At 73.9% G+C, this 16,797-nt stretch carries 12 protein-coding genes; 7 read left to right on the forward strand and 5 right to left on the reverse strand.

Going from position 1 to position 16,797, the window contains the following annotated elements; translation table 11 throughout:
• Positions 1–59: 59 nt before the first annotated feature.
• Entirely contained in the window at positions 60–1,466 is a 1,407-nt protein-coding gene (locus IE332_RS01925; protein WP_189913542.1) for a CCA tRNA nucleotidyltransferase, read from the reverse strand.
• A gap of 458 nt (positions 1,467–1,924) precedes the next feature.
• Here IE332_RS01925 and IE332_RS01930 point away from each other — a divergent pair, with 458 nt between their 5' ends.
• The 7 genes from IE332_RS01930 (at position 1,925) to trxA (ending at position 12,670) form a co-directional block, all read left to right on the forward strand.
• Positions 1,925–4,450: a DUF6049 family protein gene (locus IE332_RS01930; protein ID WP_189913264.1), complete on the forward strand. Its 2,526-nt coding sequence runs from the start codon at positions 1,925–1,927 to the stop codon at positions 4,448–4,450.
• Between the two features lie 58 nt (positions 4,451–4,508).
• Entirely contained in the window at positions 4,509–7,022 is a 2,514-nt protein-coding gene (gene murJ, locus IE332_RS01935) for a murein biosynthesis integral membrane protein MurJ (protein WP_189913265.1), read from the forward strand.
• Positions 7,023–7,323: 301 nt separating this feature from the next.
• The gene (locus IE332_RS01940) at positions 7,324–9,321 is read left to right on the forward strand and encodes a protein kinase family protein (protein ID WP_189913266.1); all 1,998 of its coding nucleotides are present in this window, start codon (positions 7,324–7,326) and stop codon (positions 9,319–9,321) included.
• Between the two features lie 40 nt (positions 9,322–9,361).
• Entirely contained in the window at positions 9,362–10,084 is a 723-nt protein-coding gene (gene sigM / locus IE332_RS01945; RefSeq protein ID WP_189913267.1) for an RNA polymerase sigma factor SigM, read from the forward strand.
• Positions 10,081–11,064 (forward strand): zf-HC2 domain-containing protein, encoded by a 984-nt coding sequence (locus tag IE332_RS01950; protein WP_189913268.1) that lies wholly within the window; start codon positions 10,081–10,083, stop codon positions 11,062–11,064. The genes sigM and IE332_RS01950 overlap by 4 nt, the downstream gene beginning before the upstream one ends.
• Before the next feature lie 174 nt (positions 11,065–11,238).
• On the forward strand, positions 11,239–12,204 hold the full coding sequence (gene trxB / locus IE332_RS01955; protein ID WP_189913269.1) for a thioredoxin-disulfide reductase: 966 nt from the start codon (positions 11,239–11,241) through the stop codon (positions 12,202–12,204).
• A gap of 139 nt (positions 12,205–12,343) precedes the next feature.
• Positions 12,344–12,670, forward strand: a complete 327-nt coding sequence (trxA, locus tag IE332_RS01960) for a thioredoxin (RefSeq protein WP_189913270.1) — start codon at positions 12,344–12,346, stop codon at positions 12,668–12,670.
• A gap of 121 nt (positions 12,671–12,791) precedes the next feature.
• On the opposite strand, the gene IE332_RS01965 is transcribed toward trxA, so the two are convergent.
• The 4 genes from IE332_RS01965 to rsmG form a co-directional block, all read right to left on the reverse strand.
• Entirely contained in the window at positions 12,792–13,409 is a 618-nt protein-coding gene (locus tag IE332_RS01965; protein WP_189913543.1) for a GNAT family N-acetyltransferase, read from the reverse strand.
• Between the two features lie 144 nt (positions 13,410–13,553).
• Positions 13,554–14,615: a ParB/RepB/Spo0J family partition protein gene (locus IE332_RS01970; protein ID WP_189913271.1), complete on the reverse strand. Its 1,062-nt coding sequence runs from the start codon at positions 14,613–14,615 to the stop codon at positions 13,554–13,556.
• Positions 14,612–15,556 carry a ParA family protein gene (locus IE332_RS01975; protein ID WP_189913544.1) on the reverse strand — a complete coding sequence of 315 codons (945 nt, stop codon included), beginning with the start codon at positions 15,554–15,556 and terminating at the stop codon, positions 14,612–14,614. Before IE332_RS01975 ends, IE332_RS01970 begins: the two co-directional genes overlap by 4 nt.
• Before the next feature lie 297 nt (positions 15,557–15,853).
• Positions 15,854–16,690: a 16S rRNA (guanine(527)-N(7))-methyltransferase RsmG gene (gene rsmG / locus IE332_RS01980; RefSeq protein ID WP_189913272.1), complete on the reverse strand. Its 837-nt coding sequence runs from the start codon at positions 16,688–16,690 to the stop codon at positions 15,854–15,856.
• Between the last annotated feature and the right edge of the window lie 107 nt (positions 16,691–16,797).

A 16,797-nucleotide genomic window follows, 5' to 3' on the forward strand; every position in this document is an offset into this window, starting at 1 on the left:
TGCCGGCCCCACCCCTCACGTCGTGTCCGGAGCGTCCCCGCCGGGGCGCCGGAGCCGGGTCAGCCCTGCTGCCCGGCCCACCAGGCCCGCAGCGCCGCGACCGCCTCGTCGTGCTCCATCGGGCCGTTCTCCAGCCGCAGTTCGAGCATGTGCTTGTACGCCTTGCCGACCTGCGGGCCGGGCTTGAGGCCGAGCAGCTCCATGATCTGGTTGCCGTCCAGCGCCGGGCGGACGGAGTCCAGCTCCTCCTTCGCCCTCAGCTCGGCGATCCGCGTCTCCAGGCCGTCGTAGGTGCGCGAGAGCGTGGCGGCCTTCTTCTTGTTGCGGGTGGTGCAGTCGGAGCGGGTCAGCTTGTGCAGCCGCTCCAGCAGCGGCCCGGCGTCGGTGACGTAGCGGCGCACCGCGGAGTCGGTCCACTCGCCGCCGCCGTAGCCGTGGAAGCGCAGGTGCAGCTCGACCAGGCGCGAGACGTCCTCGGTGAGCTCCTTGGAGTACTTGAGCTCGCGCATCCGCTTGCGGGTCATCTTGGCGCCGACCACCTCGTGGTGGTGGAAGGAGACCCGGCCGTCCGGCTCGAAGCGGCGGGTGCGCGGCTTGCCGATGTCGTGCAGCAGCGCGGCCAGCCGCAGGATGAGGTCCGGGCCGTCCTGCTCCAGGGCGATGGCCTGCTCCAGGACGGTCAGCGAGTGCTCGTAGACGTCCTTGTGCCGGTGGTGCTCGTCGCGCTCCAGCCGCAGCGCGGGCAGCTCGGGCAGCACGTGGTCGGCCAGGCCGGTGTCGACCAGCAGCCGCAGGCCCTTCACCGGGTGGTCGGCCAGCAGCAGCTTGTTGAGCTCGGCCTGGACCCGCTCGGCCGAGACGATGGTGATCCGCTCGGCCATCGCGGCCATCGCGGCGATCACCTCGGGCGCCGGGTCGAAGTCCAGCTGGGCGGCGAAGCGGGCGGCCCGCATCATCCGCAGCGGGTCGTCGGAGAAGGACTCCTCGGGGGTCGCCGGGGTGCGCAGCACCCGGGCCTCCAGGTCCTCCAGGCCGCCGTGCGGGTCGACGAAGCCGCGGCCGGGCAGGTCGACCGCCATCGCGTTGACCGTGAAGTCCCGGCGGACCAGGTCCTCCTCGATGGTCTCGCCGTAGGTCACCTCGGGCTTGCGGGAGGTGCGGTCGTACGCCTCGGAGCGGTAGGTGGTGATCTCGATCAGGAAGGAGCCCTCGGGGGTGTCCTTGCGGGCGCCCACCGTGCCGAAGGCGATGCCGACGTCCCAGACCGCGTCCGCCCAGCCCTTGACCAGCTTGAGCACCTGCTGCGGGCGGGCGTCGGTGGTGAAGTCCAGGTCGTTGCCGAGGCGGCCGAGCAGCGCGTCCCGGACCGAGCCGCCGACCAGCGCCAGCCGGTGCCCGGCCGCCTGGAAGCGGCGGGCGATCTCGTCGGCGACCGGCGACACCCGCAGCAGCTCTTGCAGGCCCATGGTCTGGGCCTCGCTCAGGCCTGGTACGGCCCGGAGGTCGGTGCTGGAACGGTCGGTACGCGCGGTGGGCTCATTGGCAGTGGACACGGCTCACAAGGGTACGTGCCCCGACAGGTCAACCGCCCGCGCGTTTTGGGCGTCTCACCCCACAGCCCGCAACACTGCACCGCAGGCTGCATCGTTACCATGCCGGTGGACGAGTCTCGGGCACCGGACAGGGGATGCGGTGCCGCGTGCCGTCACGGCCTGCGGCGCTCCCGCGGAAGCGGTGCGGCGAGGGCGTCGGGCCATCGGTTCCCAGCGTTCCGAGTGCTCCGAGAATTCCAAGAGTTTCCAGAGTTTCAGAGTTCAAGAGTTCAAGAGTTCCAGAGTTCCAAGCGAAGGACCGTCGGGCGCACCGCGCCGGACGGGACGACCAGCATCAGCAGCAGCGATCGAGAACGGCGAGGGCGAAACGAGTGAGTGAGCCGGCACGGCACTCGGGCCTGGGGGCGCACCGACAGCCTGGACGGGCCGAACGTCCCGCCGACGGACGTCATCCGGTCCGCCGGGCGGGGCTGCGCCTCGCCGCCGCCTGTGCGGCCGCCCTGACCCTCTTCGCGGCCTCCCCGGCCGGTGCGCTGCCGGCCGGGGGCAACACGAACCCGGCCGCCGACTCCACCGCCTCGGCCAAGTACCCGGTGGTCCTGACCATCGAGTCGCTGGCCCCGCAGGTGGCCGTCCCCAACGGCACCGTGACGATCACCGGGCACGTCACCAACGCCGGCCAGTCCGCGCTGAAGGGCGCCCACGCGGCCGTCCGCAAGCCGTACTCCGGCAAGCCGCTGGACCGGCGCAGCGACCTGGCCGGCGTGGCCGGCCGCTCCACGCCGGTCGAGCCGGACGGCGTGGAGCTGGACAGCCCCCAGTACGCCCTTCCGGAGCTGAACCCGGGCCAGACCCTGCCGTACACCCTGAGCGTCGCGGTGAACGACCTCGGGCTGTCCTCCAGCGGCGTCTACGAGCTCGCGGTGGACGCCTGGGGCTCGACCGCCGACAACTCGCACGACCGGGCCCTGGGCATCGCCCGGAGCTTCCTGCCGTACAACCCGGGCGGCGCCGAGGCGCAGCCGACGAAGCTCGCCACGCTCTGGCCGCTGGTGCACGCGCCGGTGCTGACCGCGCAGACCGTCACCGACAACGACCAGTCCGTCCCGGTGCTGCGCGACGACAGCCTGGCCACCGACCTCGCCCCGGGCGGCCGGCTGTACGAGCTGGTCGACACCGGCTCCAAGCTGCCGGGGCTGACCTGGGTGGTCGACCCGGACCTGCTGGACGCCGCGCTCGCGATGACCAAGCCGTACCGGGTGCAGAACCCGGGCACCGAGGAGGCGGGCAAGCCGGCCAGGGACGACAACACCGTCCTGCACAACGGCTCGGCCGCCGCCGGCGCCTGGCTGGACAAGCTGCGCGCCGCCGTCGCCAAGCCGGAGAACCAGGTGGTCGCGCTGCCGTACGCCGACCCGGACCTCGCCTCGATCGCGCACAACGGCGCCGACCTGTCCGGGATGGCCACCGCGCTCGGCAAGGCGGCCACGGCCGGCCGGCTGACCGTCGAGGGCCGGCTCTCGGTGGACACCCGCTCCGACGTCGCCTGGCCGTACCAGGGCTACGTCGACCAGCAGATCGTCGGCCTCGCCCAGCAGACCGGCAGCTCCCTGGTGCTGGCCAACGGGGCGAGCATGCCGGAGCCGGACGCGCTGAACTACACCCCCAGCGCGGCGCGGCCGATCGGCAACGGGCAGAGCGCCGTGGTCGCCGACGAGACGGTCTCCGCGCTCTTCCAGCGGGACCTGAGCACCGCGAAGGACCAGACCGAGTCGACCCAGCGCTTCCTCGCCGAGACCTTCGCGATCACCCACGAGCAGCCGCAGAACCAGCGCGGCCTGCTGGTCATGCCGCCGCGCGACCTGAGCGTCACCACCGCCAAGGTGCTGGCGACCGCCCTGCAGGCGGCGTCCGGCAAGTGGATCGCCCCGGTCAAGCTGGACGCGGTGGCGCAGTCCTCGCCCGACCCGAAGGCCACCACCGGCGTCCCCGCCGCCACCGACTACCCGACCCAGGCCCGTGCCACCGAGCTGACGTCGACCGAGCTGGTCGCCACCAACCGGATCCAGTACGACCTGGACACCCTGATGCGGGTGCTCACCCTGCCGCAGCGGGTGCGCGGCCCGTTCAACGCCGCCATGGTCCGCTCGCTGTCCACCGAGTGGCGCGAGCGGGAAGCGGCCGGCGTCGACTACCGCAAGGGCGTCACGGCCTACCTGAAGGAGCTGACCAAAGCCGTCCAGGTGCCGCCGAAGAAGGTGGTCACCCTGGCGGGCGACACCGGTCTGCTCCAGGTCAGCGTCCGCAACGACCTCACCCAGACGGTCACCAACCTGAAGCTGGTGCTCACCTCGGCCCAGCCGAACAGGCTGAACGTCCGCCGGGAGGAGGAGCTGGTCCTCCCGGCCTCGCAGAGCGCCACCCTCCGCTTCCAGGCCGAGGCGCACAACAACGGGACGGTCCAGATGACCGCCCAGCTCTGGACCACCGGCCCCAACGGGCGGCCGTACGGCGAAGCCCAGCCCTTCACGGTCGAGGTCACCTCGGTGACCAACGGCGTGCTGTACGTCTTCGCGGGCGCCGGCGTGCTCCTGCTGCTGGCCGCGCTGCGCTTCGTCCGCCAGCGAAAGCGGCGGGACGGGCAGCCGCACGCGGACGGCGACCAGCCGGTCGGCGACGCCCCGGCGACGGGCGGGGCCGCGGCGGCGGAGCCGACGGCGGAGTCCACGGACGCCCCGGACGCCCCGGAGGCGGCGGACCGGCCCGCCCGGTCCGCCGGGTCCACCGGCGACGGGCCGGGGGACGGCGACGCCGGTGCCGGTCCCGCGCAGACACCGCGCGGCAGCAGCCCGGATGGCCGGGATCGGGCCGCCAGTGATGAGAAGGTTGGTCCTTGATACCGCCGACCCCCCGTGACGCCGGGCCGGCCTCCCCCCACGACAGCGAAGAGGTGACATGACCGGGCGCAGCGAGGAGCGGCCGCCGGGCCGCGGTGAGAGCCGGCCGGGTGCCGAGTCGCCGTCCGGCGACTGGTACGTGGCCGACACCTACGCCCAGGACCCGTACGCGGCCGACGCCTACGGGAACCAGCAGGACGGCCAGGACCCGTACGGTCTGCGGGCGGGCCGCCCGGCCGCGCCGCAGCCGCCGGCCGCCGCGTACGACGTGCCGCCGCAGCTGCCGCCGCAGGGCGGTGGCTACCCGACGCCGGTGCCGCCGACCCCGTACCCGGCGGCGGACCGGTTCTCGGCCCCGGTGCCGCCGATGCAGCCCGGCTGGGACACCCCGCCGCAGGGCGGCTGGCAGCAGGAGCCGGCCCCGGCTCCGGCCGGCGGCCAGTGGGGCGGTGCCGGACAGCCGCAGCAGCAGTGGGAGCCCGGCCCGGCGCACTCCGCGTGGGACAGCGAGACCACCGAGTACGTCGGGGTGGACGCGCTGTTCGGCGGCCGGCCGGCGACGGAGGCCGCGGCCCAGCCGCCGGTCCCGCCGCCCGCTCCGGCCCCGCAGCCGACCCAGCCGATGACCCAGCACACGACCCAGCCGGTGCCCGCGCCGGGCGCCCCCGGCGCCGTGCCGCCGGCCGGCCCCGCGCCGTACCCGCCGGTGGGCGGCCACCCGGGGCAGCCCCGGCCCGGCGGTCCGGGCGGGCAGCGCCCCTTCGTGCCGCCGATCGAGTTCGACCCGCCGCTCTCCGAGGAGGAGGCCACCATGCAGGTGGCCGCCGTCGCGGTGCCCCCGGCGGTCGAGCCGCTGGCGGACCTCGCCGCCGAGGAGCACACCGCGGAGCCCGCGGCCGCGCCCGCCCCGGCGGGCGGCGGCGGGGGCAAGGTCGCCAGCCTGCTCAACTCCAGCGCGATCATGGCGGCCGGCACCCTGGTCTCCCGCGGCACCGGCTTCGTCCGGACCATGGTGATCACCACCGCCATCGGCGTCGGCGTGATGGGCGACTCGTACAACGCGGCGAACACCCTGCCGACCCTGCTGTACATCCTGATCGGCGGCGGCGCGCTGAACGCCGTCTTCGTGCCGCAGCTGGTGCGCAGCATGAAGAACGACGAGGACGGCGGCACCGCGTACGCCAACCGGCTGCTCACCCTGGTGATGGTCGGGCTCGGCGGCGTGGTGTTCCTGGCCGTGCTCGGGGCTCCCGTCCTGGTCCAGCTGATCGCCCACCCGATGATGGCGAACCCGGAGCGCGCCGAGACCACGGTCGCGATGGCCCGCTACTGCCTGCCCACGATCTTCTTCATGGGCATCCACGTGGTGATGGGCCAGATCCTCAACGCCCGCGGCCGGTTCGGCGCGATGATGTGGACCCCGGTCCTGAACAACATCGTGGTGATCTTCACCTTCTCCGCGTACACCTGGGTCTACGGCGGGTTCGGCACCACCGGCGTCACGCCCGAGTCCATCTCCCCCGAGGGCGTCCGGCTGCTCGGCCTCGGCACCCTGGTCGGCCTGGTCGTCCAGGCCCTGGCGATGATCCCGTACCTGCGGGCGGCCGAGTTCCGCTTCCGGCCGCGCTTCGACTGGCGCGGCCACGGCCTGGGCAAGGCCGCCCGGCTGGCCAAGTGGACGTTCTTCTTCGTGCTCGCCAACCAGGCCGGCTACCTGGTGATCACCCAGCTGTCCACCATGGCCGGTGACGCCGCCGCGGCGGCGGGCCACCACGGCGGTGCCGGTCTGGCCGCGTTCTCCAACGCCCTGCTGATCTGGCAGCTCCCGCAGGCCGTGATCACCGTCTCGATCATGAGCGCGGTGCTCCCCCGGCTCTCCCGGGCGGCCGCCGACGAGGACGCCGGAGCCGTCCGCGACGACATCTCCTACGGTCTGCGCACCACGGCCGTGGCGGTCGTCCCGGGGGCGTTCCTGTTCCTGTCGCTCGGCCCGGTGATCGGCCGTTCGATCTACGCGGTCGGCGGCAACGAGGCCGTCCTGAGCGCCGCCACCGACGTCGGTCTGATGCTCTCCGCCTTCGCGCTGGGCCTGATCCCCTACTCGGCCCAGTACGTGATGCTCCGCGGCTTCTACGCCTACGAGGACACCCGGACGCCGTTCGCCAACACCGTCTGGGTCGCGGTCTGCCAGGCCGGCTTCTCGGTGCTGTGCTGGCTGCTGCTGCCCGCCCAGTGGACCGTGGTCGGCATCGCCTTCGGCTACGGCCTGGCGTACGCCGTCGGGGTGATGGTGGCCGTGCCGAAGCTGAAGAAGAAGATCGGCGGACTGGACACCAAGCGGATCGGCAAGACGTACAGCCGGCTCGCCACCGCCTGCGTCCCGGCCGCACTGGTCGGCTTCGGCGCCAGCCTGGCGGTCCAGCACGTGCTCGGCGGCTGGGGCGGGAGCGTCGCCTCCCTCGTCGTGGCCGGCGGCCTGCAGCTGGGCGTCTTCGTGCTGATCGCCAAGCGCCTGCGGATCGAGGAGCTCAACTCCATGCTGGGCATGGTCCGCGGCCGACTGGGCCGCTGACCGCCCGTTCCACGGCCGGACGAGCGGCGCCCTGAACGGGCGTCAACCGGAGCGCACCGCTCCTCCGCTCGTCCGGCCGAGTGCTGGGCAGCCAGTCGTGCGGGCCCCGCCCGGCGGCGAGATGGCGACCCGGTGTCCTTTCTGCACCACATCTCTCCACCCGTACGCAACCGAGTGGACCCCTCAGCGGTCGTACCCGGTGGAGAAGAGTGGGCACAATTGTCCTGGAGCACAGGGCCGCCAACCCGCGGGCTCCAGCGACTCTCTCGGCCGGGGCGACACAAGGGGAGGCAGGACCACGGTGGCTGATGGCACCAAGGCGGTCGTCGACACGTCAGCAGCTGACGCGGCGGCGGACGAAGCCGCGCTGGCCGCGGCGATCGACGGGCTCGCGGTCGCGGAGGACGCCGACGGGCGTGCCCCCGCCGACACCGACGAGGGCCCCTCCACCGCTGCCGCCGCCCCGGGGAAGACCGCCGGGAACGAGCGCGAGGCGAAGGACAAGGCGAAGGACAAGGCTGAAGGCGAGGCGTCGGGAAGCGGCCGGGAGACCTCCGTCAGCGAGGAGACCTCCGAGATCACCGCACCGCTCTCGGTCCGGGAGATCGCCGCCGAACTGGCCGCCGGCTCCGCCCGGAAGAAGCCGGCCCCCGCCGCCGAGCCCCCCAAGCGCAAGCCCACCGACCCCCAGCCCACGGTCGACCCGCGCGACACCGCCACCCTCCCGCGCACCCTCCCCGCGCCGCAGCGGCGCAGCGGCGACATGATCGGCCACCGGTACCGGCTGGAGGAGTGCATCTCCCAGAGCGACACCTTCAGCAGCTGGCGCGCCGTCGACGAGAAGCTGCGCCGGGCCGTCGGCGTCCACCTGATGGCCTCCGGCCACCAGCGGGCCCGCAAGGTTCTCGCCGCCGCCAAGTCCGCCGCCCTGCTCGGCGACCCGCGCTTCGTCCAGGTCCTGGACGCCGTCCAGGAGGGCGAGCTGGTCTACGTCGTGCGGGAGTGGCTGCCGCACTCCTCCGACCTGGCCAGGCTGCTCGCGAACGGCCCGATGGAGCCGCACGAGGCCTACCAGATGGTCCGCCAGGTCGCCGACGCGGTCGCCGCCGCCCACCGGCGCGGCCAGGCCCACCTGCGGCTCACCCCGCGCTGCGTGCTGCGCACCGACAGCGGCCAGTACCGGATCAACGGCATCGCGGTGGACGCCGCCCTGCGCGGGCTGACCGCGGAGGAGTCCGCCGAGGACGCCCAGCGCGTCGACACCCGGGCGATCGGCGCCCTGCTGTTCGCCGCGCTCACCCACCGCTGGCCGTACCCGGAGGACCGCTACGACCTCCGCGGCCTGCCGAAGGACCTCCAGAACGCCGCGCCGGACCAGGTCCGTGCCGGCGTCCACAAGGGCCTGTCCGAGCTCGCCGCCCGGGCCCTGTTCGACCACCCGCCGCACCACGCCGAGCCGATCACGACCCCGGAGGACCTGGTCCGGGCGATCGCCCGGATGCCCCGGATCCGCCAGCCCGAGCCGGAGCTGCCCGCCTACCCGGCCCCGCCCCGGCACAACACCCACGCCCTGCCCACCGCGCCCAACCCGACCCGGGTGGCCGACACCACCGTCGCCCCGCTGCCCGCCTCCTCCCGGCCCACCTCCTCCCGGCGCATGCGTCGGCGGCTGCGCCGGGTGGTCAAGGCCACCGCCTGGACGGTCGCCCTGGGCGCGATCGGCGTGGCCTCCTGGCAGTTCGTCGGCAGCCTGCGCAACAACAACGGCGCTTCCGCCTCCCCGCTGCCCTCGGTCAGCAGCGCCGCGCCGACGGCCACCCACGCGACCCCGCACACGCCGGTGCCGCTCGCCATCAAGGGCGCGCAGTCGTACAACCCGCTCGGCGAGGGGTCCGACGGCAAGGAGAACACCGCCAAGGCCGTCGACGGCGACCCGAACACCGTCTGGAACACCCAGTGGTACGCCGACCAGTTCGGCACCAAGCCGCCCGCCCTCAAGTCGGGCACCGGGCTGCTGATCGACCTCGGCACCCAGCAGTCGGTCTCCTCGGTGAACGTCCAGTTCGTCGGCGAGCACACCGCGGAGCTGCGGGTGCCCACCCCGGCCGCCGCCGCCAACCCGATGCAGGCCAGGCCGGAGGGGTACACCGTCCTCGCCAAGAAGTCCGGGGCCAACGTCGAGTACACCCTTGACGCCCCGGTCACCACGCGCTACCTCTTGCTCTGGCTGACCGCACTGCCGAAGGACGGCGCCGGCACGTTCACCGGCCAGGTCGCCGAGGTCAAGGTCTCCGGCTGACCGGGGCCGGCGGACCCGGTACGACGCGGAGGCTCGAGGGGTGACGGTGGCGGACGACGACGCGGCACTGCTCGCCCGGCACGTGGCGGGCGACCCGGAGGCCTTCGGCCTGCTGGTGAACCGCCACCGCGACCGGCTCTGGGCGGTCGCCCTGCGCACCCTGGGCGACCGCGAGGAGGCCGCCGACGCGCTCCAGGACGCCCTGGTGTCCGCCTTCCGCGCCGCCGCCGGCTTCCAGGGCCGCTCGGCCGTCACCACCTGGCTGCACCGGATCGTGGTCAACGCCTGCCTGGACCGCGCCCGGCGCAGCGCCACCCGCCGCACCACCCCGCTCGACGAGGACCCGCAGCGCCTCGACACCCTGGTCGGCGCGGCCGAGCCCGCCGACTCCCCGGTGGTCCGGGCCGAACTGCACCGCGAGCTGACCGCGGCGCTCGACGAGCTGCCCGTCGAGCAGCGGGCCGCCCTGGTCCTGGTCGACATGCAGGGCTACCCGGTGGCCGAGGCCGCCGAACTGCTGGGCGTCCCGGTGGGCACCGTGAAGAGCCGCTGCGCGCGCGGCCGCGCCCGGCTGCTCCCGCTGGTGCGCCACCTGCGCGAGAGCGACGGCGGCCCGGACGTTTCACGTGAAACACCGGGCCCGCACGGCTCGGCCCCACCCCGACGGGACGCCCCGGGGAACCCGAAGGCCCCCCGCACCGTCACAGGAACAGGCCCGAGCACCGGTCGGACGATTCTGGAAGGAGACGCGAGCACACGATGACCGCCGACCTCTCCTCCCCCGACCGCACCGACGACCACCCCCCGGTCGAACGGCTCGCCGACCTCGCCGAGGGGCTGGTCGACTCCCCCGCCGACGTCGAGGCGCTGCGACGGCACCTGGACGGCTGCGCCGAGTGCCGGGAGACCGTCGACGCGCTCGCCGAGGTCCAGGCGCTGCTGGGCGAGGTCGAGACCCCGCCGATGCCCGCCGACGTCGCCGACCGGCTGGACGCCGCACTGGCCCGCGCGGCCGCCGAAGCCGCCGAGTCCGCCGACGCGGCTCGCGCGGCCGCGTCCGGGGACGACCGGACGGCCGCCACCCGCCCCCAGGAGGCCCCGGCAGCCGCCCACCGGTCCGCCGCCCAGGCCCCCGCCGCACGCCCCGCCACGGGGCCCTCCGCGCCGCCCTCCCGCCCCGCCGCGGCCACCGGCCCCGGCCGGCCCCGCCCCCGCCGGCGGCGGATCGCCCTGCTGCTCGGCGCGGCCGCCGCACTCGCCGGGCTCGGCCTCGGCGGGGCACTGCTGCTGCACCCCGACGACCGGTCCGGCGTCGCCGTCACCGCGGGCGCCCCGGCCGGCACCGGCACCGCGGCGGACCAGAGCGCCCGCACCCCGCACGCGGCGGGCGGCGGCACCACCTACCGCGCCGACGGGCTCGCGGCCCAGATCCAGCAGCTGCTGGCCCGCTCGGACAGCAGCGCCCCGGGGCTGCGGCCGACCGCCCCGGCCAAGCCCGAGAGCGTCCTGCCCGCCGAGGGCGCCCGGCCGGAGCCCGCGTCCCCCACCTCCCCCACTGCCCCGCCGTCCTGCCCGGCCCCCGCCCCCGGCGTCCCGCTGGCCACCGACCGGGGCAGCTACGACGGCTCCCCGGTCGACGTCCTGGTCTACCCGCTGCCGGGCCGGCCCGGACTGGTGGACGTCTACCTGCGCGCCGCCGACTGCGGTCCGGTCCTCCTGCACCAGAGCGTTCCCACCCGCTGACCGAGTGGTCGCCATGCGATCCACGCCCAGCACGGCACGCCGCTTCCGGAGTTCGGGCACCTGGTACTGATCCGCCTGGGAATGCGGGAGACTGGTCAGTCGTTGTCCCGGGCGGCGGAGCAGGACCGCCCTCCCCGCAGCAAACGCGGGTCGCGATGCGAACCAGGAGAAGCAGTGAGCGACGTCCGTAACGTGATCATCATCGGGTCCGGCCCGGCCGGGTACACGGCCGCGCTCTACACGGCCCGCGCCTCCCTCAAGCCGCTGGTCTTCGAGGGAGCCGTCACCGCCGGTGGCGCGCTCATGAACACCACCGAGGTCGAGAACTTCCCGGGCTTCCGGGAGGGCATCATGGGCCCCGAGCTGATGGACAACATGCGGGCCCAGGCCGAGCGCTTCGGCGCCGAGCTGATCCCCGACGACATCGTCGCCGTCGACCTCACGGGTGACATCAAGACCGTCACCGACTCCGAGGGCAACGTGCACAAGGCCCGTGCCGTGATCGTCACCACCGGCTCCCAGCACCGCAAGCTCGACCTGCCGAACGAGGACAAGCTCTCCGGGCGCGGCGTCTCCTGGTGCGCCACCTGTGACGGCTTCTTCTTCCGCGACCAGGACATCGCGGTGGTCGGCGGCGGTGACACCGCCCTGGAGGAGGCGACCTTCCTCTCCCGCTTCGCCAAGAGCGTCACCATCATCCACCGCCGGGACACCCTGCGCGCCTCCAAGGCGATGCAGGAGCGCGCCTTCGCCGACGAGAAGATCCGCTTCGAGTGGGACAGCGCGGTCGAGGCCATCCACGGCGACCCGAAGCTGACCGGCGTCACCCTGCGCGACACCACCACCGGCGAGACCCGCGAGCTGCCCGTCACCGGCCTGTTCATCGCGATCGGCCACGACCCGCGCACCGAGCTGTTCAAGGGCCAGCTGGACCTCGACGCCGAGGGCTACCTCCAGGTCGAGGCCCCCTCGACCCGGACCAACATCCCGGGCGTCTTCGGCGCCGGCGACGTCGTGGACCACACCTACCGCCAGGCCATCACGGCCGCCGGCACCGGCTGCTCCGCCGCGCTGGACGCCGAGCGCTACCTCGCCGCCCTGGACGACCTGGAGGCCAAGGCCGCCGCCGTGGCGGTCTGATCCCCCGGGCCACCGACCCATCCCCTCCCGCGGGGGTGTTCCACGTGAAACACCCCCGCTCCGGCCGGGCAGAAACAGAACGGGCCCGCCCGTTGTTCTCCTGGCAGCAGCCCCCTCCGTCCTAACCCGAGGAGTTCCCGTGGCCGGCGCCACCACCACCGTCACCGACGCGACGTTCCAGTCCGACGTCCTGGACAGCGACAAGCCCGTGCTGGTCGACTTCTGGGCCACCTGGTGCGGCCCGTGCCGCCAGGTCGCCCCGATCCTGGACGAGATCGCCTCCGAGCACGGCGACAAGCTGACCATCGCCAAGCTCGATGTGGACGCCAACCAGGCGACCGCCGCCCAGTACGGCGTCATCTCGATCCCGACCCTGATCGTCTACAAGGGTGGCGAGCCGGTGAAGTCCATCACCGGTGCCCGTCCGAAGGCCGCGCTGCTGCGCGAGCTGGCCGAGTTCATCTAGGTCGTCGGACCGTCGACCGCACGGCGGCGGGGCTCCCCACCCGGGGAGCCCCGCCGCCTTCTTTCGTCTCCGCCGTCTTTCGTCCCCGTGCCGCCTCGTGCCGCCCCACCCGGGGCCGCGCTCAGAACGGCCGCAGCGCCGGCTCCTTGCGCCCGCCGCCGAGCAGCCGCTCCAGCGCCCCCTCCACGTCCCCCCGCCAGGAGAGCGTGGTCCGCGCCTCCAGCCGCAGCCGCGGGTAGCGCTGGTGCGGCCGGACGGTCTTGAAGCCGACCGCGAGCAGGTGGTCGGCCGGCAGCACGCAGCTGGTCGGCAGCCGTCCGGCCGAACCGAAGGCCTCGATCGCCCGCACCCCGCGCCCGATCAGGTCCTTCGCCACGGTCTGCACCAGCACCCGGCCGAGCCCCTGGCGCTGGTAGCCGGGCAGCACCCGGCTGACCATCAGCTGAACGGCGTCCGGTGAGACCGGACTGGTCGGGAAGGACTGCGATCTGGGGACGTAGGCCGGCGGCGCGTAGAGCACGAAGCCCGCGGGCCGGTCGTCCACGTAGACGATCCGACCGCAGGAGCCCCACTCCAGCAGCACCGTGGAGATCCACCCCTCCTTCTCCAGTTCCGGCTTCCCGGACTCCACCGCCTCCTTGGCGCTGACCGGGTCCAGCTCCCAGAACACGCAGGAGCGGCATCCGGTCGGCAGGTCGACGAGGTTGTCCAGCGTCAGCGGAGCGATCCGGCGTCCCATGGCCCGTACCTCCTCCTCCACTTCACGGTCGAGCATTCCCCCACGAACACCGATGGGTGCATGTTTCACGTGAAACAGCGCTCACGTGAAGCATGCACCCATCGGTCGGTGCCCTCGGCCCTGGAGACAGACCCGAAGCCGGGCTCAGCCCTGCGACAGCCGCAGTCCGTCCTCGCCCGGGGCCATGCTGTCCAGGATCCGGTTGAGGTCCTCCACCGATCCGAACTCCAGCACCACCTTGCCCTTGCCCAGCTTGCCCCCGCGCTGCGACACCTCGACCTTGACCCGGGTGTCGAAGCGGTCCGAGAGCCGGCTCGCCAGGTCGTTGAAGGCCGGGGAGAGCAGCTTGCCCGCCTTGGGGGCCTGGCGCTTCGGCTCCTCCCCCTTCATGGACTTCACGATCTCCTCGACCGTGCGGACCGAGAGCCCCTCGGCGTTGATCCGCTTGGCCAGCCGCTCCTGCTGCTCGGGGTCGGTCAGGGAGCAGAGCGCCCGGCCGTGGCCGGCCATCAGCACCCCGGCCGCCAGCCGGCTCTGGACGGACGGCGGGAGCTTCATCAGCCGCAGCGTGTTGGTGACGTGCGTCCGCGAGCGGCCGATCCGGTCGGCCAGCTCCTCGTGGGTGCAGGAGAAGTCCCGCAGCAGCTGGTCGTAGGCGGCGGCCTCCTCCAGCGGGTTCAGCTCGGCCCGGTGCAGGTTCTCCAGGAGGGCGTCCAGCAGCAGCTTGTCGTCCTCGGTGGCCCGGACGATCGCCGGGATCCGCTCCAGCCCGGCCTCCCGGGAGGCCCGCCAGCGGCGCTCGCCCATGATCAGCTCGAAGCCGTCCGGGCCGGTCTGGCGCACCACGATCGGCTGGAGCAGGCCCACCTCCTTGATGGAGTTGACCAGCTCGACCAGCTTGTCCTCGTCGAAGACCTCCCGCGGCTGGCGCGGGTTGGGGGTGATCGTGTCCAGCGGCAGCTCGGCGAAGTAGGCGCCCGCCGGCTGAGCCTGCTCGGCCTGCCGCTCGGCGGCCGCCCGGGCCGCCACGGTGCCCCGGCCACCCGGCAGCGTCGGCAGCGCGGCCGGCGACGTCGCGCCGACCGCCGCCACCCGGGCCGGTTCGGGCGCGGCCGTCGCGGGCTTCGCCGCCGCCCCGCCGTCCACCGGCGCGGCGGGGCGGATCAGCGCCTCCAGCCCTCGACCCAGACCCCTGCGACCACTCACTGATGACCCTCCGTCGTGCCGTGCTGTGCCACCGGGGCGCCGTGCCCCGGTCGGCCGTCCCGCTGCTGACCGGGCAGCGCGCCGCCCTGTCCCACCGCACGCAGTGCGAGCTCGCGGGCGGCCTCCAGGTAGGAGAGCGCCCCCGTCGAGCCCGGGTCGTAGGTGAGCACCGTCTGCCCGTAGCTGGGCGCCTCCGAGATGCGCACCGAGCGGGGGATCGCCGTGCTCAGCACCTCTTGCTGGAAGTGGGTCCGGACCTCCTCGGCCACCTGGGCGGCCAGCCTGGTCCGGGCGTCGTACATGGTGAGCAGGATGGTCGAGACGTGCAGCGCGGGGTTGAGGTGCGCCCGCACCAGCTCGACGTTCCGCAGCAGCTGGCCGAGGCCCTCCAGCGCGTAGTATTCGCACTGGATCGGGATCAGCACCTCCTGCCCGGCCACCAGGGCGTTGACCGTCAGCAGGCCGAGCGAGGGCGGACAGTCGATCAGGATGTAGTCCAGCGGCTGCTCGTACGCCGCGATGGCGCGCTGGAGCCGGCTCTCCCTGGCCACCAGGGAGACCAGCTCGATCTCGGCGCCGGCCAGGTCGATGGTGGCGGGCACGCAGAACAGGCCCTCGACGTCGTGCACCGGCTGCACCACGTCGGCCAGCGGCTTGCCCTCCACCAGTACGTCGTAGATGGACGGCACCTCGGCGTGGTGGTCGATTCCCAACGCCGTGGAGGCGTTGCCCTGCGGATCGAGGTCGACGACCAGGACGCGCAGTCCGTGCATGGCCAGCGAGGCGGCCATGTTCACGGTGGTGGTGGTCTTGCCGACCCCACCCTTCTGGTTGGCGACCACGATCACCCGGGTCGCGGCGGGCCGGGGCAGCCCCTCGCCCGCTCGGCCGATCGCCTGTACCGCAGCCTGGGCAGCCCGCGCGATGGGCGTGTCATCGATCTGGTCGATGGTCTCCGAGTCCTGCATGGGGCTCAGTGTTTCACGTGAAACCGGAGCGGCAACAGTCGCCGCCCGGAAGAGGCCGAGCCGGCGGCGGAGCCGAAGATCGAGACCGTCGGAGAGCAAGGAGCGACGTTTCACGTGAAACACCATGCCCGCTTTGCCGGAAATCTGATGGTGCGACACTCCGGTGCCCCGGCCGTCGGCCCGCCCGTCACCTGAACGACGACGGGCGGACGCCCCTCCCGTTCAGGAGGACCGTCCGCCCGTTCCCGTGCGTGTCCGAGGTCACCCGGCTCAGCGGGTGCGGCGCCGTCCGCCCCGGGCGGCGCCGCCGGTGCGGGCGCTCGCGTTGCGGCCGGCCCGAGCCGCCTTGGCCCGCCGGGTCGCGGCCTTCACCCCGCCGGGGCTCTCCCCCGCCTTGACCTGGACCACCCGGGTCGAGGTCTCCAGGGTGCCCTCGCCGACCGAGATCACGCTCCACTCGACCGCGCCCAGCTTGGCCAGCCCGGCGCGCGAGTCGGCCAGCTCCTGCTCCGCGCTGTCGCCCTTGAGCGCCAGCATCTGGCCGTGCGGGCGCAGCAGCGGCATGCCCCAGCCGGCCAGCCGCTCCAGCGGTGCCACCGCCCGGGCGGTCACCACGTCCACCGCGAGCTTGCCGACCATCTCCTCGGCGCGGCCGCGCAACACCGTGACGTTCTCCAGCCCCAGCTCCCGGACGACCTCCTCCAGGAAGGTGGTCCGGCGCAGCAGCGGCTCCAGCAGCGTCACCGAGACGTCCGGACGGGCGAGCGCCACCGGGATGCCGGGCAGACCGGCACCGGAACCGACGTCGCACAGGGTGATGCCGGCGGGCAGCAGCTCGGCCAGCACCGCGCAGTTGAGCACGTGGCGGTCCCAGAGCCGGGGCACCTCACGCGGCCCGATCAACCCGCGCTGGACGCCCGCGGTGGCCAGCAGCTCGGTGTACCGGACCGCGGCGTCGTAACGGTCGCCGAAGACCTCCCGGGCGACGGCCGGCGCCTCGCCCGGGCCGGCCACCTCGCCGGGTGCAGCCACTTCGGCGGTCCGCCCGTCGGCGGCCGGGTCCACGTCCGCCCCCGGCCGGCCGGCAGCCGCGTTCTCCGTGTCCATCTCGACCTCTCCGATCCCCGGATCCACCGACCCGCTCAACGCACTGTTTCACGTGAAACGTCTCCCGCCGGGCCGCTCCCCGCGGAAGGGACGACGACCCCGCCCGC

The organism is Kitasatospora xanthocidica, from assembly GCF_014656195.1.
GTDB lineage: Bacteria > Actinomycetota > Actinomycetes > Streptomycetales > Streptomycetaceae > Kitasatospora > Kitasatospora xanthocidica.